The sequence below is a fragment of the Streptomyces solitudinis genome (genome assembly GCF_036323765.1).
Taxonomy (GTDB): Bacteria; Actinomycetota; Actinomycetes; order Streptomycetales; family Streptomycetaceae; genus Streptomyces.
The window spans coordinates 214,750-231,760 of record NZ_JAZDCW010000004.1 but is presented as its reverse complement, the minus strand read 5'-3'; the positions used below and the strand labels follow the sequence as shown (position 1 = coordinate 231,760).

At 75.3% G+C, this 17,011-nt stretch carries 18 protein-coding genes; 8 read left to right on the top strand and 10 right to left on the bottom strand.

Going from position 1 to position 17,011, the window contains the following annotated elements; genetic code table 11:
• Nucleotides 1-29 precede the first annotated feature (29 nt).
• The 3 genes from lnt to fxsA are packed head-to-tail and all read left to right on the top strand — an operon-like array spanning nucleotide 30 to nucleotide 3,158.
• Nucleotides 30-1,754, top strand: a complete 1,725-nt coding sequence (lnt, locus tag V1J52_RS12390) for an apolipoprotein N-acyltransferase (RefSeq protein ID WP_330139773.1) — start codon at nucleotides 30-32, stop codon at nucleotides 1,752-1,754.
• Nucleotides 1,751-2,539: a polyprenol monophosphomannose synthase gene (locus tag V1J52_RS12385; protein ID WP_330139772.1), complete on the top strand. Its 789-nt coding sequence runs from the start codon at nucleotides 1,751-1,753 to the stop codon at nucleotides 2,537-2,539. Before lnt ends, V1J52_RS12385 begins: the two co-directional genes overlap by 4 nt.
• Nucleotides 2,526-3,158 (top strand): FxsA family membrane protein, encoded by a 633-nt coding sequence (gene fxsA / locus V1J52_RS12380; protein WP_330139771.1) that lies wholly within the window; start codon nucleotides 2,526-2,528, stop codon nucleotides 3,156-3,158. Before V1J52_RS12385 ends, fxsA begins: the two co-directional genes overlap by 14 nt.
• Before the next feature lie 127 nt (nucleotides 3,159-3,285).
• Here the strand turns inward: fxsA and V1J52_RS12375 are convergent, their stop codons facing one another.
• The 4 genes from V1J52_RS12375 to yczE form a co-directional block, all read right to left on the bottom strand.
• Nucleotides 3,286-3,660: an RNA polymerase-binding protein RbpA gene (locus tag V1J52_RS12375; protein ID WP_330139770.1), complete on the bottom strand. Its 375-nt coding sequence runs from the start codon at nucleotides 3,658-3,660 to the stop codon at nucleotides 3,286-3,288.
• Between the two features lie 253 nt (nucleotides 3,661-3,913).
• Nucleotides 3,914-5,275, bottom strand: a complete 1,362-nt coding sequence (locus V1J52_RS12370) for an MFS transporter (RefSeq protein ID WP_330139769.1) — start codon at nucleotides 5,273-5,275, stop codon at nucleotides 3,914-3,916.
• 73 nt (nucleotides 5,276-5,348) lie between these two features.
• Entirely contained in the window at nucleotides 5,349-6,116 is a 768-nt protein-coding gene (locus V1J52_RS12365; RefSeq protein WP_330139768.1) for a glycerophosphodiester phosphodiesterase family protein, read from the bottom strand.
• Complete coding sequence (yczE, locus tag V1J52_RS12360; RefSeq protein WP_443075806.1) at nucleotides 6,113-6,868, bottom strand: membrane protein YczE; 756 nt, start codon at nucleotides 6,866-6,868, stop codon at nucleotides 6,113-6,115. The genes V1J52_RS12365 and yczE overlap by 4 nt, the downstream gene beginning before the upstream one ends.
• A 56-nt stretch (nucleotides 6,869-6,924) precedes the next feature.
• Between yczE and yczR the strand changes: the two genes are divergently transcribed.
• A complete protein-coding gene (yczR, locus tag V1J52_RS12355) occupies nucleotides 6,925-8,427 on the top strand; it encodes a MocR-like transcription factor YczR (RefSeq protein ID WP_330139766.1) in 1,503 nt (500 codons plus the stop codon).
• Nucleotides 8,428-8,461: 34 nt separating this feature from the next.
• Here the strand turns inward: yczR and V1J52_RS12350 are convergent, their stop codons facing one another.
• From V1J52_RS12350 to V1J52_RS12340, 3 genes are all read right to left on the bottom strand, one after another.
• Nucleotides 8,462-9,940: an NACHT domain-containing protein gene (locus V1J52_RS12350; RefSeq protein WP_330140102.1), complete on the bottom strand. Its 1,479-nt coding sequence runs from the start codon at nucleotides 9,938-9,940 to the stop codon at nucleotides 8,462-8,464.
• Nucleotides 9,941-9,992: 52 nt separating this feature from the next.
• Entirely contained in the window at nucleotides 9,993-10,187 is a 195-nt protein-coding gene (locus tag V1J52_RS12345; RefSeq protein ID WP_330140101.1) for a hypothetical protein, read from the bottom strand.
• Nucleotides 10,188-10,287: 100 nt separating this feature from the next.
• A complete protein-coding gene (locus tag V1J52_RS12340) occupies nucleotides 10,288-10,482 on the bottom strand; it encodes a hypothetical protein (RefSeq protein ID WP_330139765.1) in 195 nt (64 codons plus the stop codon).
• A 245-nt stretch (nucleotides 10,483-10,727) separates the two neighbouring features.
• Between V1J52_RS12340 and V1J52_RS12335 the strand changes: the two genes are divergently transcribed.
• The 3 genes from V1J52_RS12335 to V1J52_RS12325 all read left to right on the top strand — a co-directional run bounded on the left by V1J52_RS12335 (nucleotide 10,728) and on the right by V1J52_RS12325 (nucleotide 12,586).
• A complete protein-coding gene (locus V1J52_RS12335; RefSeq protein ID WP_330139764.1) occupies nucleotides 10,728-11,147 on the top strand; it encodes a VOC family protein in 420 nt (139 codons plus the stop codon).
• 138 nt (nucleotides 11,148-11,285) lie between these two features.
• Complete coding sequence (locus V1J52_RS12330; protein ID WP_330139763.1) at nucleotides 11,286-11,690, top strand: DoxX-related protein; 405 nt, start codon at nucleotides 11,286-11,288, stop codon at nucleotides 11,688-11,690.
• Nucleotides 11,691-11,881: 191 nt separating this feature from the next.
• On the top strand, nucleotides 11,882-12,586 hold the full coding sequence (locus V1J52_RS12325) for a phosphatase PAP2 family protein (RefSeq protein ID WP_330139762.1): 705 nt from the start codon (nucleotides 11,882-11,884) through the stop codon (nucleotides 12,584-12,586).
• Nucleotides 12,587-12,619: 33 nt separating this feature from the next.
• Here the strand turns inward: V1J52_RS12325 and V1J52_RS12320 are convergent, their stop codons facing one another.
• From V1J52_RS12320 to V1J52_RS12310, 3 genes are all read right to left on the bottom strand, one after another.
• The gene (locus V1J52_RS12320; protein WP_330139761.1) at nucleotides 12,620-12,787 is read right to left on the bottom strand and encodes a hypothetical protein; all 168 of its coding nucleotides are present in this window, start codon (nucleotides 12,785-12,787) and stop codon (nucleotides 12,620-12,622) included.
• A gap of 231 nt (nucleotides 12,788-13,018) precedes the next feature.
• Complete coding sequence (locus V1J52_RS12315) at nucleotides 13,019-15,082, bottom strand: neutral/alkaline non-lysosomal ceramidase N-terminal domain-containing protein (protein WP_330140100.1); 2,064 nt, start codon at nucleotides 15,080-15,082, stop codon at nucleotides 13,019-13,021.
• Nucleotides 15,083-15,301: 219 nt separating this feature from the next.
• On the bottom strand, nucleotides 15,302-15,640 hold the full coding sequence (locus V1J52_RS12310; RefSeq protein ID WP_330139760.1) for a DUF427 domain-containing protein: 339 nt from the start codon (nucleotides 15,638-15,640) through the stop codon (nucleotides 15,302-15,304).
• Between the two features lie 143 nt (nucleotides 15,641-15,783).
• On the opposite strand from V1J52_RS12310, the gene V1J52_RS12305 reads away from it, so the two are divergent.
• Entirely contained in the window at nucleotides 15,784-17,007 is a 1,224-nt protein-coding gene (locus tag V1J52_RS12305; RefSeq protein ID WP_330139759.1) for a cytochrome P450, read from the top strand.
• The last annotated feature ends 4 nt before the right edge of the window (nucleotides 17,008-17,011 follow it).

The following is a 17,011-nucleotide window of genomic DNA, read 5'->3' as shown; positions in this document are numbered from 1 at the left end:
CAGACCTCTCACCTGCAGGAAGGCCAACCGTGGCACCGGGCCCCGAGACCACCGCCGCAGCGGACCCCGCGCCGGCGCGGCGCGGCGCGCCCGCCCCCGCCACGGGGGCCGGGCGGCCGCCCGCCGCGCCCCGCCCGCGCGGACCGGCCGCCCGCCTCCTGCGGCGGACCGGCCGCGCCGCGCCGCGCACCGGCTGCGCCCTGGCGGCCGGGCTCGCGCTGGCCGCCGCCTTCCCGCCGGTGGGCCTGTGGCCGCTCTCGCTCGTCGCCGTCGCCGCGCTCGCCCTGCTCACGCGCGGCCGCACCGCCCGCCAGGGCGCCGTCACCGGCCTCGTCTTCGGAACGGCGTTCTTCCTCGGCCTGCTGCAGTGGCTGCGGGTCATCGGCTGGGACGCCGTCATCGGCCTGTCCGTCCTCCAGGCCCTCTTCCTCGCCGTGCTGGGCGCCGGGCTCGCCCGCACCTCCCGGCTCCCGCTGTGGCCGCTGTGGGGGGCGTGCCTGTGGGTCGCGCAGGAGTGGGCCCGCGACCGGGTGCCGCTCGGCGGCTTCCCCTGGGGCCGGCTCGCCTTCGCCAACACCGGCTCCCCCTTCACCCCCCTGGCCGCGCTCGGCGGTGCCCCCCTCGTCACCTTCGCCGTGGCACTGAGCGGTACGGCGCTGGCCGCCGCGGCGCTGGCCGTCCGCCGCCGGGCCACGGCCGCCCCCTCCGCGACCGCTTCCCCTTCCGCTACGGCCACCGCCGCCGACGGCGCCCGCGCGCGCCGCTCGGCGCTCGGCGCCGTGGGGCTGGCCGCCGCGGCGGCCGCCGCCGGGTACGCCGTGCCCGTCCCCACCGACGCCGACGACACCGTGGACATCGCCGTCGTCCAGGGCAACGTGCAGCGGCCGGGCATGGACTTCCTGGGCCGCCGGATGCTCATCCTGGAGAACCACGTCGAACCCACCCTCGCGCTCGCGCGGGACGTGGCCGCGGGCCGCGAGGAGCAGCCCGACCTCGTCATCTGGCCGGAGAACGCCTCCGACCTCGACCCGCACCGGAACGCCGACGCCCGCGCCGCCATCGACCGGGCCGCGCGGGCCATCGGCGTCCCCATCCTGGTGGGTGCCCTCGTCGACCACCCCACCCGCGAGGGCTACGTGGAGAACCAGGGCATCGTGTGGGACCCCGAGACGGGCCCGGGCGACTCCTACACCAAGCAGCACCCCGTGCCGTTCGGCGAGTACGTGCCCTTCCGCGAACAGCTCAGCAAGGTCATCACCCGCCTGGAGCGCGTGCCCCGCGACTTCTGGCCGGGCCAGGGCCCCGGCGTCCTCCAGGTCGGCCCGGCACGCCTGGGCGACGTGATCTGCTTCGAGGTGGCCTACGACGAGATCGTCCGCGACACCGTCCGCGCGGGCGCCCGCGCCCTGGTCGTCCAGACGAACAACGCCACCTACGGCCGCACCGGGCAGCCCGAGCAGCAGCTCGCCATGTCCCGGCTGCGCGCGATCGAGCACGGGCGGGCGGTCGTCACGGCGGCGCCCAGCGGCATCAGCGCCGTCGTCGCCCCCGACGGCACGATCGAGCAGCGGACCGAGGAGTTCACGCAGGACGTACTGACGGCCCGGCTGCCGCTGCGCGACGGGTCCACCATCGCGGACAAGGCCGGGGCGGCTCCGGAGTGGGCTCTGGCCCTGCTGGGCATCCTGTCCTGGCCCGCGGCCGCCTGGTACGGGCGCCGAAGCCGCACCGACGAGAAGGGGAAGCAGCCGTGAGTGACCTGGAAGAGGTGCGGCGCTCCGGCCCCCTCGGCACCGTCCTCGTGATCATCCCGACGTACAACGAGGCGGACAACGTCCGCTCCATCGTCACCAGGACCCGGGCCGCCGTCCCCGACGCCCACGTGCTGGTCGCCGACGACAACAGCCCCGACGGCACGGGCAAGATCGCCGACGAGCTCGCCGCCGAGGACGAGCGGGTGCACGTCCTGCACCGGCGCGGCAAGGAGGGGCTCGGCGCGGCCTACCTGGCGGGCTTCCGGTGGGGCGTCGAGCGCGGCTTCGGCGTCCTGGTCGAGATGGACGCCGACGGCTCCCACCAGCCCGAGGAACTCCCGCGCCTGCTCACCGCGCTCAAGGGCGCCGACCTGGTGCTGGGCTCGCGCTGGATGCCCGGCGGGCGGGTCGTGAACTGGCCGGCCTCGCGCAGGTTCCTCTCCCGCGGCGGCAGCACCTACGCGCGCATGGCGCTCGGCATCCCCGTCCGCGACGTCACCGGCGGCTTCCGCGCCTTCCGCGCGGAAACCCTCGCCGGACTCGGCGTCGACACCGTCGCCTCCCAGGGGTACTGCTTCCAGGTGGACCTGGCCTACCGGGCCGTCCGCGCCGGCTACCACGTCGTCGAGGTGCCGATCACCTTCGTGGAACGCGAGCTGGGCGACAGCAAGATGAGCCGCGACATCGTCGTGGAGGCCCTGTGGCGGGTCACGGCCTGGGGCGTCCGCTCCCGGTGCGAGCAGGTCCTCGGACGCAGGCACACTGGACAGCATGAGCACGCGTGAGCCCAGCCCCTACGAACCCGGCCGGCAGCACCACGGCGGCGGTGCCCGCCCGCCCGGCGGCCCCCCGCCGCGCCGCAGCCGGACGCGCGCCCTGCTGCCGCTGGGCGTCGCCCTGTGGGCGGTGCTGGAACTGTGGCTGCTGATCGCCCTGGCCGACGCCGCGGGCGGGCTCACCGTCTTCGCCCTGCTGGCCGCGGGGTTCGTGCTCGGGGCCGTCGTCATCAAGCGTGCCGGGCGCCGGGCCTGGCACGGTCTGGCCGCCTCCCTCCAGCCGGGCGCCCCGCCGCCGCAGCGGGACGTCGCGTCCGGCCGGCGCGGGGGCGGCAACACCGTCGCCATGCTGGGCGGCCTGCTGCTCATGCTCCCGGGCCTGCTGTCCGACGCCGCCGGGCTGCTGTGCCTCTTCCCGCCCACCGCGCGGCTGCTGCGCCGCGGGGCGGCCCGCCGGATCACCGGCCACCGTCCCGCCCCCGGCGCCACCGGGGGCCTGGGGGAGACGCTGCACCAGGCACGCGCCGCCGGGGAGCAGATGCGCATCCACCGCCCCGACGGCAAGGTGGTGCGCGGCGAGGTCGTCGACCCGGACGAGGAGAGCGGCGGCGCCCCCGGCCCCCGGTGACGGCCCCGGGCCCCCGGCGGCGGGAAACGGACACACAGCGGCGCGGGGGCCTGGCACGCCATCCTCGGATGACGTCCCAGGCCCCCGCGCCGTGTACGGCAGCCGCCGTGCGCCGGGCCGGAGGGCCCTAGGCGGACTTGCGGCTGTCGCGCGGGTGCACCGCGATGTTCATGGCTCCGGAGCGCAGGACGGCCAGCCGTTCGGCCAGCACCTCCTCCAGCTCCTCACGGGTGCGCCGCTCCATGAGCATGTCCCAGTGCGTGCGCGCGGGTTTCGTCTTCTTCTCCTCGGGGCCCTCGCCGTCCACCAGCAGGGCCTGGGAGCCGCATACCTTGCACTCCCACTCCGGCGGGATCTCCGCCTCGACCGAGAACGGCATCTCGAACTGATGTCCGTTCTGGCATGCGTACTCCACGGCCTGGCGCGGAGCCAGATCGATGCCGCGGTCCGTCTCGTAGCTCGTCACCACGAGTCGCGTGCCGCGTAGAGCTCGCTCACTCATGAATCGTGCCTCCCGGGCTTGTCGCCCACAGGACAGGTGTCGCTGTCGTCGTCATCCGGTCAACGTCCGGTCGGCGGTGAAGATTCCCGTATCGGGACATGCGTCGCCCGTCGTGCCGCCCTTGTTCTACCCACCGGCGCCCGCTTTGTCACATCTGCGGCAAGATGTCATCCGGCGTCCTTCCTGGTGGACGCGCGGTAACGGTCCGTCCGGCGGGCCAAAGGCGTACACTACCGCCCCGGCGGCGGCGGGGCTAAATCCGGCCAGGGACCGTGTTGCCCACCGCCTCGGCCGCCCGCCGTACGGGTACCCGCAGCAGGAGCACGAAACCGGCGGCGAAGAACACGACCAGCGAGATGATGGCGTCCCGGTAGCTTCCGGTGAGCTGGTACGTCAGCCCGAACACCAGCGGCCCCAGCCAGCTCGTGCCCCGGTCGCTCACCTCGTACAGGGAGAAGTACTCCGCCTCCTTGCCGCGCGGCACCAGCTGCGCGAACAGCGACCGCGACAGCGCCTGCGTACCGCCGAGCACCATGCCGATCGCCGCCGCCAGCACGAAGAACCACAGCGGCTCCCCGGCGGGCAGGAAGTACCCGGCGGTCACCGTGGCCGTCCAGGCCACCAGCGAACCCAGGATCGTGCGCTTCGCGCCGTGCCGCTCCGCCAGCCGGCCCAGTCCCAGGGCGCCGAAGACGGCGAGCACCTGCACCAGCAGGATCGCGCCGATCAGCGTCTCCTGGGCCATGCCCAGCTCCTCGGAGCCGAAGACCGACGCCTGTGTGATGACCGTCTGCACGCCGTCGTTGTAGAGCAGGTAGGCGAGCAGGAACATCAGCGTCAGCGGATAGCGGCGCAGCTCCCGCAGTGTGTGGCCCAGCTGGCGGAACCCGCCGCCCAGCGACAGCCGGGCCCCGGCCACCGTGCCCGGCCGCTCCCGCAGCCGCCGCAGCGGCACCAGGGTGAACACCGCCCACCACAGCCCCGCCGACGCCAGGCAGATCCGCACGGCGGTGCCCTCGGTGACGCCCAGCGCCTCGTGGCCGAGGAACAGCCCGAGGTTCGCCACCAGCACCAGCGCGCCCGCCGCGTACCCGAAGGCCCAGCCCCGCGAGGAGACGCGGTCCCGCTCCTGGGGCGCTGCGATCTGCGGCAGGTAGGAGTGGTAGACGACGATCGAGGCGGCGTAGGCCACGTTCGCCGTGATGAGCAGCAGGCCGCCCAGGAGGTACCGGTCGCCGTCCAGGAAGAACATCGCGGCGGTGGCGGCGGCGCCCAGGTAGGCCGACGCGCCCAGCAGCGGCTTCTTGCGGCCCGTGCGGTCGGCGAGCGCGCCCACCAGCGGCATGACGAGCACCGACAGCAGCACCGAGGCCGAGATGACGTAGGCGAAGTAGGACCCGTCCCGCACCGGTATGCCCAGCGGGTACACGTAGCCGTCCGCGTCGGCCGCGGCCTTGGCCACCTCCGTCAGGTACGGGCCGAGGAAGACGGTGAGCACGCTCGTCTGGAAGACGGAGTTCGCCCAGTCGTACCAGTACCAGCCGCGCTGTTCGCGGCGGCGCGCGCCCGCGTCCGGCGCGCCGCCCTCCGGCTCGCTCACGGTCTCGGTGTCCACCCGTGCCCCCTCGTCGCCACCCGCGCCGTCACCCGGGCCGCGGCCCGGCGCGGACCCGTGCGCGGGGCCGGGTTCACGGTACCCAGGCACCGCGTTCTTCGAGCACCGCGCGCAGCAGCTCCACGTGATCGGTCATGATGCCATCCACGCCCAGGTCCAGCAGCCGCCGCATCTCCCTCGCCTCGTTCACCGTCCACACGTGCACCTGAAGGCCCCGGCGGTGGGCGCAGCGGACGAACGCCCGGTCCGCCACCGGGACGCCGCCGTGCCGCACGGGCACCTGGGCGCCCAGCGCGTCGCCGCGCAGCCGCACGGGCAGGCCCCACGAGCGCAGCCGCAGCGCCAGCACCCCCCGGGTGCCCAGGGACGTCGCCAGCCGCGGCCCGGCCAGCTCCCGCGCCCTGGCGATCCGTCCCTCGTCGAAGGAGCCGACGCAGACCCGGTCCCAGGCGTCGGCCTCGTCGAGGACCCGCAGCAGCGGCAGCAGGGCGGCCTCCGCCTTCACGTCGACGTTCCACCGGGCGCGGGGGAACTCCCGCAGGAGGTCACCGAAGAGGGGCACCGGTTCGCGCCCGCCGACCCGGGCCCGCGCCACCTGGGACCAGGGCAGCTCCGCGATGCGCCCGCGGCCGTCGGTCACCCGGTCCAGCGTGGGGTCGTGGAAGGCGGCCAGCCGTCCGTCGGCCGTGGCGTGCACGTCCGTCTCCAGGTAGCGGTAGCCCAGGGCCACCGCGCGGGCGAAGGCCGCCCGGGTGTTCTCCAGGCCGTCGGCCGCCCCGCCCCGGTGGGCGAAGGCCAGCGGGCCCGGATGGTCGAAGTAGGGATGAGGCGCAGTCGTCACCGGCGCAGTATCGCGCGCCGCCCGCGCGGCGCGGTCGGCGCCGCCGGCCCGCCGGTCCTCCCGCCCCCCGTCGCGGGCGGTACCGCGAAGACGCGCAGGAACCACTGCGCCAGGGGGCCGATGGTCAGCGCGTAGGCCACCGTTCCCACACCGGCCGAACCGCCCAGCGCGAACCCGCTGGCCAGGACGGTCAGCTCGATGCCCGTGCGCAGCAGCCGCACGGAACGTCCGGTGCGCTGGTGCAGCCCCGTCATCAGCCCGTCGCGCGGCCCCGGCCCGAACCGGGCCGCGATGTACAGGCCCGTGGCCGCCCCGTTGCCGACGATCCCCGCCACCAGCAGCAGCACCCGCACCGCGAGCGGTCCGGGCTCGGCGGGCAGCAGGGCCAGCGTGGCGTCCAGGGAGAGCCCCACGACCACGACGTTCGAGACGGTGCCGAGTCCCGGCCGCTGCCGCAGCGGCAGCCACAGCAGCAGCACCACGGCCCCCACCGCGACCGAGACCATCCCGATGGAGGTGCCGGTGCGCTCGGCGACGCCCTGATGGAAGACGTCCCACGGGCTGAGCCCCAGGCCCGCCCCGACCATCAGGGCGGCGCTGGCGCCGTAGAGGACCAGCCCCGCGTACAACTGCGTCAGCCGCCGCACCAGCCGTCCGCCGCCCCGCCGCTCGTGCGCCCCCGTGGTCACGTCGTGCCCCTTCCTTGCCGGCTGCGGCGCACCGGCTCCTCCCGCGGTGCGCACCCGTGTCATCCTGGGCTTGCGACCAGGCCAGTGCGATGGCCAATTCCCGGAAGGTGGACCGGATCATGCCCCAGTGGACCTCGGCGGTCGGCTCGCCCCAACTGGTGCGGCTGCTGCACTCCCAGCGCGCGGCGGCGCCGGGGGAGACCGGCGGCGTCCCGGCGTACCGCGCGCTGGCCGACGGCGTGCGGCTCCTCGTCCTGGAAGGCCGGGTGCCCGTGGGGGCCCGGCTGCCCGCCGAGCGGGAGCTCGCCGCGTCCCTCACCGTCAGCCGCACCACCGTGGCCGCCGCCTTCGAGGCCCTGCGGGCCGAGGGCTTCCTCGTCTCCCGTCGCGGCGCGGGGAGCTGGACGGCCGTCCCTGCGGGCAGCCCGCTGCCCAGCCGCGGCCTTGAACCGCTGCCGCCGGAGTCCGGCGCCACCACCATCGACCTGGGCCAGGCCGCGCTCCCGGCACCCGAGCCGCACCTGAGCCGGGCGTTCGAGGCCGCGCTCGCCGACCTCCCGCCCTACGCCCGCACCCACGGCGACTACCCGGCGGGCCTGCCCGACCTGCGGCAGGCGCTCGCCGACCGCTACTGCGCCCGGGGCCTGCCCACCATGCCGGAACAGATCATGGTGACCACCGGCGCCATGGGCGCCGTCGCCGCGATCTGCCGCCTCCTGGTGCCGCGCGGGGAGCGCATCGCCGTCGAGCACCCCAGCTACGCGAACGTCCTGCAACTCCTGCGCGACCTGGGGGCCCGGCTGGTGCCGGTCCCCATGGCCGACGGGCTCGGCGGCTGGGAGCTGCCCGCCTGGCACCAGGCCCTGCGGGCGGCGGCCCCGCGCATGGCGTACGTCGTCGCCGACTTCCACAACCCCACCGGCGCGCTGGCCGACGAGGACCAGCGCCGCGACCTGGTCACCGCCGCCCGCACGGCCGGCACCGCGCTGGTCGTCGACGAGACGATGGCCGACCTCGCCCTCGACACCGCCGCCCAGGGCGCCCCGCCCCGGCCCGTCGCCGCCTTCGACCCGGGCGGCGCGACGGTCATCACCGTCGGCTCGGCGAGCAAACCGGTGTGGGCGGGGCTGCGCATCGGCTGGGTGCGGGCCACGCCCGACGTCATCCGCAGCCTCACCGCCGCGCGGGCCTGGGCGGACCTCGGCAGCCCCGTCTTCGAGCAGCTCGCCCTCACCCGGCTGCTGACCGACGGCGGCTGGGAGCGCGCCGTGGCCGTGCGCCGGGCGGAGGCCGGGCGGAACCGGGACGCGCTGGTCGCCGCCGTGCGGCGGCACCTGCCGGACTGGGAGTTCAGCGTGCCCCGCGGCGGGCTGACCCTGTGGGCGCGCACCGGCGGCCTGTCCGGGTCGCGCATCGCAGAGGCGGGGGAGCGGACGGGGGTACGGGTGCCCTCCGGCCCGCGCTTCGGCGTGGACGGCGCCTTCGAGGGGTACGTGCGGCTGCCGTTCACCGTGGACGACCCGCTGGCCACCGAGGCCGCCGTACGCCTCGCGGCCGCCGCCCGGATGGTGGCCGGCCGGAGCGCGGCCGAACCCGACATCCCGCGCAGCTTCGTCGCCTGACGCCCGCGCCGGCCGCCTGCGGGCCCGCGCCGCCTCACTCCTCGACGCCCACCACCGGCACGGGCAGCAGCGCCGCTACGGCCTCCCGGTGCGCCTCGGCGGCCAGCTCGTCGTACGGGTCCGGGGTCGCCGGGACCTGGAGCCGCAGCACGGGACCGGTGCCCAGCCGGGCGTAGCCGCGGCCGGGCGGCACCTCCCGCACCGGGGTGGTCTGCGGCGGTTCGCCGAGGACGGCCCGCACCTGCTCCGGAGTGGCGCAGCCGAGCACCACCCGCGCCCGGGTATAGGCGCGCACCGCCTGGGCCAGCGCCTCGGCCCCCTCGAACTGCTCCGCCAGCGCCACCGACACCCGGGCGGCCCGCCCGTGCCGCAGCACCACCTCCAGCAGCTCCTGCGGATCGGGCCGCCCCTCGCTGCGGGCCAGGTGGGTGAGGACGGCGGGACGGTCCACCAGCACCCACAGCGGGCGGTGGCCGCCGCCGGGCGGCCCCGCCCCGTCCGCGCCCTCCCGGGCCCGGACGGCGGCCAGCAGCCGCCGCTCCGTCTCGTGCGCCGCCCACTGGAGCGAGGCCAGCGCGCCCACCGGCGTCGTCTCCACCGACAGCACACCGCGGCGTCCCGCCAGGCAGGCGTACTCGCCCGCCCCCGAGCCGTCGACGATCGCCACGTCCCCGTGCTGGAGCGCCTGGAGGGCGACCGAGCGCAGCAGCGTCGTCGTACCGGAGCCCGGCTGTCCGAGCACGAGCAGGTGCGGCTCCGTCGACCGCGGGCCGGTCCGCCACACCACCGGCGGCACGTCCCGCGTCTCGTCGCCGTCCCGTACCGGGAGGGTGCGCGGTACCGCCTCGGCGTCGGTGAAGCCGAGCACCATCTCGCCGGGGGCGACCACGAAGCGCTGGGCGCACAGTCCGGCCGGCAGCGGCTCCAGGGCGGTGACGTGCAGCGCGTTGGCCTCCTCGTCCCAGTCGAACCGGAACTCCCGGTCGCGCCCGGCCTTGGCGCACAGCAGCCGCTGCACGCGCAGCCGGGCGTCGGGCTCCCCGTCGGGGAAGCAGGGGGGATACCGCAGCAGCAGGTGCGTGAGCCGCCCGTCGGCGTCGAAGCCGTACGCGGTGAAGGCCCGCTCCCACGAGCCGTCCCCGCAGTACAGCGGCTCCGGGCGCGGGTCACCGGCGACCGCGAAGCACGGCACCAGCGCCTCGTACAGCGCCTGGAGCCGGGCCGCCCGTTCCTCCGGGTCCGGTTCCGGCTCCACCGCGGCCGGTTCCGGGCGCTCCCGCCCGCACCAGGCCGCGGCACCCAGCGCCGCGGCTCCCGCCAGCCACGGCCCGTACGGCATCAGCCACAGGAACAGCGCGCAGGAACCGGCGAGGAACAGCGCGGGGCCGCGGTGATCCCGCGGTGCCCGCTCCCACCAGCCGCGCGCCCCGGCCGCCAGCCGGGCCCCGCCACGGCTGAGGACGAGCAGCGGGTGGACGACGTCCACCGCGCTGTCCCCGACCGTGCGGACCATGCCTCGCCCCTGGGCGAGCGTGCGCCACGCCACCTCGGCCTCCTGACTTCCGCTAGAGGGTGATGCCGCCGAGCAGGCCGGCCAGCTTGTCGCCGCCCGCGTGGATGCCCGGCGCGACGGCGGTCCCGGACAGGTAGAAACCGAACAGGGCGCAGACGGCGGCGTGCGAGACCTTCAGGCCGTCCTTGCGGAAGAGCAGGAAGGCGATGAATCCGAACAGGACGACGCCGGAGATCGACAGGACCATGGGCAGCTCCTGGAAGTACCGGGTGTGCGGCGGCTGGGGGCGGCACACGGGCGGACCGCGGGCGAATCGGCGGGGCCCGGCCGCGGGGGCCGGGCGGGGGTCACAGGTTCAGGCCGGACACCAGGGAGGCGATCATGTCGCCCCCCGCCCGGATGCCCGGAGCCATCGTCGTCCCGGCCAGGTAGAAGCCGAAGAGGGCGCAGACGGCGGCGTGCGAGACCTTCAGTCCGCTCTTGCGGGTGAGCAGGAAGATGGCGATGCCGAGAATGAGGACGCTTGAGACGGACAGGGCCATGAAAGCTCCAGTAGGCGGGAAGGTCCGAGCCGGGCTTCCTCAGGTTCACCGGGGTGGTGACCGTGCGCAAACGGGATGATACGGACGGCTGACACGGCCGTGCGCCGCCCGTGGGACGCGCGGGCACGCGCCGCCGGAAGACCGGGCGCCCGGGAGCGATGAGTTCCGCGCGCGTGGCCCGTCAGACACGGGTGAAGGCCGGCGCAGGCCGCAGCACACCACCCGTGACGAGGAAAGAGGACCCGATGTCCACCACGATGTTCCTGAACCTCCCCGTGAAGGACCTGGCCGTCTCCAAGGAGTTCTTCACCCGCGTCGGGTTCACCTTCGACGACGAGTTCACCGACGAGAACGCCGCCTGCCTGGTCATCGAGGAGGGGCACCTGTACGCGATGCTGCTGACCGAGTCCTACTTCCAGACCTTCACGGACAAGCAGGTGGCCGACACCGCCACGGCCTCCGAGGCCATCGCGGCCCTCGGTGTGGCCAGCCGCGAGCGCGTGGACGAACTGGCCGACAAGGCGCTGGCCGCCGGGGCCAGGGCCACCGGCGAACCCGCCGACCAGGGCTTCATGTACGGGCGCGGCTTCGAGGACCCGGACGGCCACCTGTGGGAGGTCTTCACCATGGACCTCGACGCGATGCGGGCCCAGCAGGCGGACTGACGCGCCGGTCCCGCCGCTGCGGACCCCGGCCGGCCGCTCCGGCCGGGGGAGTCCCCCGGGGGCGCCGCGGCCTGACGCGGGCACGCTACCCGGTGGTAGAAAGGTGCCGGCCTGTCCGCCGACCGCCGGGAGCCACCCGTGTCCACCACCGAGCCGCCCCCGCCGGCCCGCCCCGCCGCCGACCGCTCCGCCGCCGCGCTGGCCGCCCTCCTCGCCGTGGCGGGCACCGCGCACTTCCTGGTGCCCCGGCCCTTCGACGCCATCGTCCCCCGCGCGCTCCCCGGCCGGGCCCGCACCTGGACGCAGGTCAGCGGCGCCGCGGAACTCGCGCTGGCCGCGGGGCTCACCCTGCCGCGCACCCGCCGCGCGAGCGCGCTCGCCGCCGCCGGGCTGTTCGCCGCCGTCTTCCCCGCGAACGTCAAGATGGCCCACGACTGGCGGCACCGCCCGGCGGCCCTGCGAGCCGTGGCCTACGGGCGGCTTCCGCTGCAACTGCCCCTCGTCGCCTGGGCCCGTTCCGTCGCCCGCGCCGCCACCGTCTGACCCACCGCGCCACCCGCGCCGTCCGGGCCTGCGCTTCCCCCTCCGGCGCCGCTCCTGCGGGACGGGGCACACGAACACACCAGCCTACGGCGGGTCCGTCCGACAGGGCGGCAGGCCGCAACCGGGGCGTGGCGCCTCCCGCGCCACTAGCATCGGCTCCCTGCCCGACGGACTGACCCACCGGAGGAGAGATGCCCGTGCGTGCTCGAACGGTGGCGGGGCTGGCCGGGGCGTCAGCCGCCGGCGGCCTCCTCCTCCTCGCCCTGGTGGTGACCGGCTGGCCCCCGCTGCGGCGGGCCGACCACGCGCTGTCCGACGCGCTGCACCGGGCCGCCCACGCCGAGCCCGGCTGGACCCGCGCGAGCCGCGTGATGACCGACTGGGTCTGGGACCCCGTGACGATGCGCCTGCTGGCCGCCGCCGCCGTCCTGGTGCTCCTGGCCCGCGGGGCCCGCCGGCCGGCCGGATGGGTGGCCACCGCCGTCCTCGGCGGCGCGGCCGTGCAGTACGGGCTGAAGGCCGCGGTCGGGCGGGCCCGCCCCGAGTTCCCCGACCCGGTGGACAGCGCCAGCTACCACGCCTTCCCGTCCGGGCACGTCATGACGGCGACCATCGTCTGCGCCGTGCTGCTCGCCCTGGTCCTGCCGCGCCTCCCGCACGGCGGGCCGTGGCGCACGGCCGCCTGGGCGCTGGCCCTGGTGTCGGTCGTGGGCGTCGGCCTGACCCGGGCGCACCTGGGGGTGCACTGGCCCACCGACGTGGCGGCGGGCTGGCTCTTCGGCACGGCCGTCGCCGCCGTCTCGGCGCTCCCGTTCCGGCCCTGGCTGCGCCGCAGGCCCGGAGCGCACCCGGAGATTCCGGCGCAGGCGCCGATGCGGCTGCGCACGGACGTCTGAGCGGCCCGCCGGGGACGCCCGTCCCCGGCGGGGCTACCCGCCGCCCGGCAGGACGCCGCCGGCGGCGCCGGACTCGGGGTGCGGCGGCGGTTCGACCGTGTGGTAGCACTGGCCGCACACATAACCGCCGCTCGGCCCCTCGAAGACGACGCTCCCGCAGTGCGCGCAGTGCATCGCCGGGGAGGGCAGGGGGCTGTTCATCCGCTGCTCCCGCAGTTGTTGCACGCCCAGCCCCCGTCCGGACCCTGGATCACTTCGGCTCCGCAGTTCGTACAGTTCATCGTGCCCTCCTTGAGTCGTGGAGGACTGCTGTCACGCTCACGGTAGCCGCCGCCCGGCGATGTGCCCAGAGCGCACGGGAGCCGGGAGGGCCCTTGGCCGAAACCCCGCGTGCGCCGCCCGCCGCCCCCGCGCGGACCGGACACCGCCCGGTCAGGCCCGCACGGTGAACGGGCGCGTGCTGCCCGTCACCGGGCGCACGCCGCCCAGCAGCGCCTTCGCGTCACCGCGGTACCGGATGCGGTAGGAGCCGGGGACGGCGTCACCGGGCACGTCCCAGGTGACCGTCACCCGCGAGGCGGCGAGACCCTCACGCTCCCAGCGGAACGCCGTCGACCAGTCGCCGTCGTCGGCGACCCGCCGCCAGCCGCCGTCCTCCCGCCGCTCCACCCACAGGTAGGTGCCGCCCCGGTGCAGGACGTTCCCCGGGTGTGCGCCGGCGAAGACGGCCACGGCCCGCTCCCCCCTGCCGTACTCCGCGGCCGGTTCGCTCAGCACGTCCCCGAAGCCCCGTCCCAGCTGCGGCGCGTCGAGCACGATGGGCGGCTGGAACGACAGCGTCCGGCCGGAGAGGTCCGGCGGCGGCGTGCCGGGCGCCACCGGGCGGCCCGCGCGCATCGCCTCCGCCAGCCCCGCCACGACCTGCTGCAATGCCGGAAGCTGCCAGCGCCCGAAGAGGGTGCTGCCGCCCTCGTACTGCTGCGCGTCGTACTCCTCGGGCGTGGTGACGTAGTGGAAGTAGGCGTTCGCGTACCCGGCGACGAGCACGTCGCGCAGCTCCGCGCCCACCGCCGAGGCCACCGTGCGGCGCAGCCGCAGCCCGGCTCCGACCGTCACCTCGCCCGGCACACCGATCAGGTACAGCGGGCCGATCCGCAACAGCTGCACCGGCACCGTCTCCTGCACCCACGGGTACACCCGGTTCATCTCGCCCACCGGTGCGAACACGGCCTTCGGGGCCTGGGCCGCGCGCAGCTCCGGCGAGGCGGTGTAGATCACCGAGTGCGACACGGCGTCCCAGAACGGGTTCGCGCCCTCCGCGAACCCGGGGAAGGCGGGACCGTCCTCCGTGCTGCCGGCCGCCATGGCCGCCCCGACGGCCGGTTTCGACGTCCGGTGCGTGCGCCCGTCCCCGGTGAACTCGGGGGCCACGGTGACGTCGGAGAGGTCCACGTACACCAGGCGCGCGTCCACGCCCCCGGCCATCGCGGCGCCGTCGCCGGCGAGCTGCCCGGCCGCGGCGGCGTACTGCCGCATGCCGTTCTCCCGGGTGCGCCCGAAGTCCTCCGGCGTCGTGGGCGGACGCAGGTCGAGGTTGGGCGACATGTCACCGGCGTTCGTCTGCGCGAAGGCGGCGACGAAGGGCGGCGGAGCGGCGTCCAGGTAGTCCGCGCCCGCCACCTCGCGCTCCCAGTGGTAGGCGGCGAACCCCTTGTTGTCCGCGCTGACCAGCCGGTTGTCGCCGGACATACTGGTGCAGTGGGTGGCGAACCAGTTCACCGCCCCCACCAGGCGGCCCTCCCGCTCGATGCGCATCAGCGTGGTCTGCGGATCGATCGCGCTCGGGAAGTGGTCGGTGATGTCGGCGGGGTTGCGTTCGAAGGCCGTGCGTGACCGGTTCACGCTCGCGTCGTGCAGCTCGCCGTGCGACAGCGTGAGCCGGGAGGCGGCCAGGTCGTCGTGGGCCCGGACGACGGCCTCCACGATGCCGTCGGTGACCGCGTCGAACGTCGCGCGGTGGAACCCGAGCGTGGTCAGGTTGTAGAGCAGGTGGTGGGCGTAGCCGCCGGGCCCGGCGTGGGTGTGGGTGGCGGTGATCATGACGTTCCGCGCGGTGTAGCGGTCGCCGTACCGCTGCCCCAGGCGGTGCAGCACGGCCTGGCGCACGCTGTCGAAGATCATGGGGGCGTCCACGACGACCAGCGCCACCCGCCGGTCCACGCCCGGGTCCGTGTCCGGTTCGGCCACGACGAACGCCCGGGCGCGCAGCCGGGTGTGCAGGCCCTCCGCCTGCTGGTCGGTGCGCCCGTACCCCATCAGGCCGACCTCGGCCACCTCACCGGTGGCGTCCGCGATGCCGCGTCCCACCAGGTAGGTGCCGGGCTCCCAGGCCCCGGCCGCCTCGCGCGCCGCGGTGACCGGCCGGGAGGCGGCGCGGGCGGGGGCAGCGGCGAGACCGAGCCCGGCGCCGGTGGCCGCGGCACCGGCCGCCAGCACCCTCCGGCGGCTGTGGCCGCTCCCCGGCCGGCCGGACGCGCCGGGCGGTCCGGCCTCCCCGGAGGGTTCCCCGTGCGGCTGGTGCTGCGGCGACCCGGTCTCGTTCACGTGTGCTCCTCACGTCCGGTTCACGGGCGGGGGCCCGGCGGTGAGAGTGAGCATGACAGCCGAGCGGGTCGTCGACAACGCGTCAACACCGGCTGTCTGGCGGGTACTTGCTCAGTCCCCGACCACCTCGGTGTCGTAGAAGCACAGGTGGCCGGCGATGGCGGCGGCCTCCTCCTTCGGCTCCGGATAGGCCCAGGCCACGTCCTGCGGCCCGTCCGGCAGCGACCAGTAGGACGCCTTCCCCTTGAAGGGGCAGACGCTGTGCGAGCCGGACGGCTCCAGCAGGTCCATGGACACGTCCTCGCGCGGCAGGTAGTACCGGACCGGCAGGCCCGTCTCGTGCAGCAGCAGCGGGCGGCGGCTGTCGGCCAGCACCTGCCCGTCGCGCTCCACGCGGACGTGCTCGCTGCCCTGTTCGATGCGGATGCGGTGTCCGTGTGCGGCGCCCATGCCCCGTTCCTCTCCTCGGTGGCCTTCGTCTCCGTCACTGTAAGCGCTCAGGCACTCACTTTCGGAGCGGATGAGGTCTGGCCGAGCTGATGAATGATCAATAACCTGACTCACGACGCCCGTTCCTGACATGAGGGAGCACGATGGCTACGGCCCAGCAGGTCCCCGACATCCTCTCGCCGGAGTTCGCCGAGAACCCCTACCCGGCCTACCGGATGATGCGCGAGGCTGCCCCGCTGATCTGGCACGAACCCACCAAGAGCTACATCATCTCCCGCTACCGCGACGTCGAGCACGCCTTCAAGGACTCGGTGTTCACCACCGACAACTACGACTGGCAGATCGAGCCGGTACACGGCAAGACCATCCTCCAGCTCAGCGGGCGCGAGCACGCCGTCCGCCGGGCCCTGGTCGCCCCCGCCTTCCGCGGGACCGACCTCAAGGAGAAGTTCATGCCCGTCATCGAGCGCAACTCCCGGGAGCTGATCGACGCCTTCCGGGACGCCGGCGAGGCCGACCTCGTCACCCAGTACGCGACCCGCTTCCCGGTCAACGTCATCGCCGACATGCTCGGCCTGGACAAGGCCGACCACGAGCGGTTCCACGGCTGGTACACCACGGTCATCGCCTTCCTCGGCAACCTCTCCGGCGATCCGGAGGTCACCGCGGCCGGCCAGCGCACCCGCCGCGAGTTCGCCGAGTACATGATCCCGATCATCCAGGACCGCCGGAAGAACCTCGGCGACGACCTGCTGTCCACGCTGTGCGCCGCCGAGGTCGACGGCGTCCAGATGGACGACGAGGACATCAAGGCGTTCTGCAGCCTGCTGCTCGCCGCCGGGGGCGAGACCACCGACAAGGCACTCGCCAGCATCTTCGCCAACCTGCTCACACACCCCGAGCAGCTCGCGGCCGTCCGGGAGGACCGCACCCTCATCGACCGGGCCTTCGCCGAAACGCTGCGTCACACCCCGCCGGTGCACATGATCATGCGGCAGACCGCCCGGGACGTCGAGGTCAGCGGCGGCACCATACCCGCGGGCGCCACCGTCACCTGCCTCATAGGCGCGGCCAACCGCGACCCCGAGCGCTTCACCGACCCGGACTCCTTCGACATCTTCCGGGACGACCTCACGACCACGCGGGCCTTCTCGGCCGCCGCCGACCACCTGGCCTTCGCCCTCGGACGGCACTTCTGCGTCGGCGCCCTGCTCGCCAAGGCCGAGGTGGAGACGGGCGTCAACCAGCTCCTGGACGCCATGCCGGACCTGCGCCTGGCCCCCGGCTTCACCCCCGCCGAGGCGGGCGTCTTCACCCGCGGCCCGCAGCGGCTGCCCGTGGAGTTCACGCCCGCCGGCCGCGGCTGACCGG

What these genes read in the sequence shown, in the direction of transcription:
- fxsA (WP_330139771.1), top strand. Translation starts at nt 2,526, where the DNA reads ATGAGCACGCGTGAGCCCAGCCCCTACGAACCCGGCCGGCAGCACCAC.
- V1J52_RS12375 (WP_330139770.1), bottom strand. Translation starts at nt 3,660, where the DNA reads ATGAGTGAGCGAGCTCTACGCGGCACGCGACTCGTGGTGACGAGCTAC.
- yczE (WP_443075806.1), bottom strand. Translation starts at nt 6,868, where the DNA reads ATGACACGGGTGCGCACCGCGGGAGGAGCCGGTGCGCCGCAGCCGGCA.
- yczR (WP_330139766.1), top strand. Translation starts at nt 6,925, where the DNA reads ATGCCCCAGTGGACCTCGGCGGTCGGCTCGCCCCAACTGGTGCGGCTG.
- V1J52_RS12350 (WP_330140102.1), bottom strand. Translation starts at nt 9,940, where the DNA reads ATGGTCCGCACGGTCGGGGACAGCGCGGTGGACGTCGTCCACCCGCTG.
- V1J52_RS12345 (WP_330140101.1), bottom strand. Translation starts at nt 10,187, where the DNA reads ATGGTCCTGTCGATCTCCGGCGTCGTCCTGTTCGGATTCATCGCCTTC.
- V1J52_RS12340 (WP_330139765.1), bottom strand. Translation starts at nt 10,482, where the DNA reads ATGGCCCTGTCCGTCTCAAGCGTCCTCATTCTCGGCATCGCCATCTTC.
- V1J52_RS12335 (WP_330139764.1), top strand. Translation starts at nt 10,728, where the DNA reads ATGTCCACCACGATGTTCCTGAACCTCCCCGTGAAGGACCTGGCCGTC.
- V1J52_RS12325 (WP_330139762.1), top strand. Translation starts at nt 11,882, where the DNA reads ATGCCCGTGCGTGCTCGAACGGTGGCGGGGCTGGCCGGGGCGTCAGCC.
- V1J52_RS12320 (WP_330139761.1), bottom strand. Translation starts at nt 12,787, where the DNA reads ATGAACAGCCCCCTGCCCTCCCCGGCGATGCACTGCGCGCACTGCGGG.
- V1J52_RS12310 (WP_330139760.1), bottom strand. Translation starts at nt 15,640, where the DNA reads ATGGGCGCCGCACACGGACACCGCATCCGCATCGAACAGGGCAGCGAG.
- V1J52_RS12305 (WP_330139759.1), top strand. Translation starts at nt 15,784, where the DNA reads ATGGCTACGGCCCAGCAGGTCCCCGACATCCTCTCGCCGGAGTTCGCC.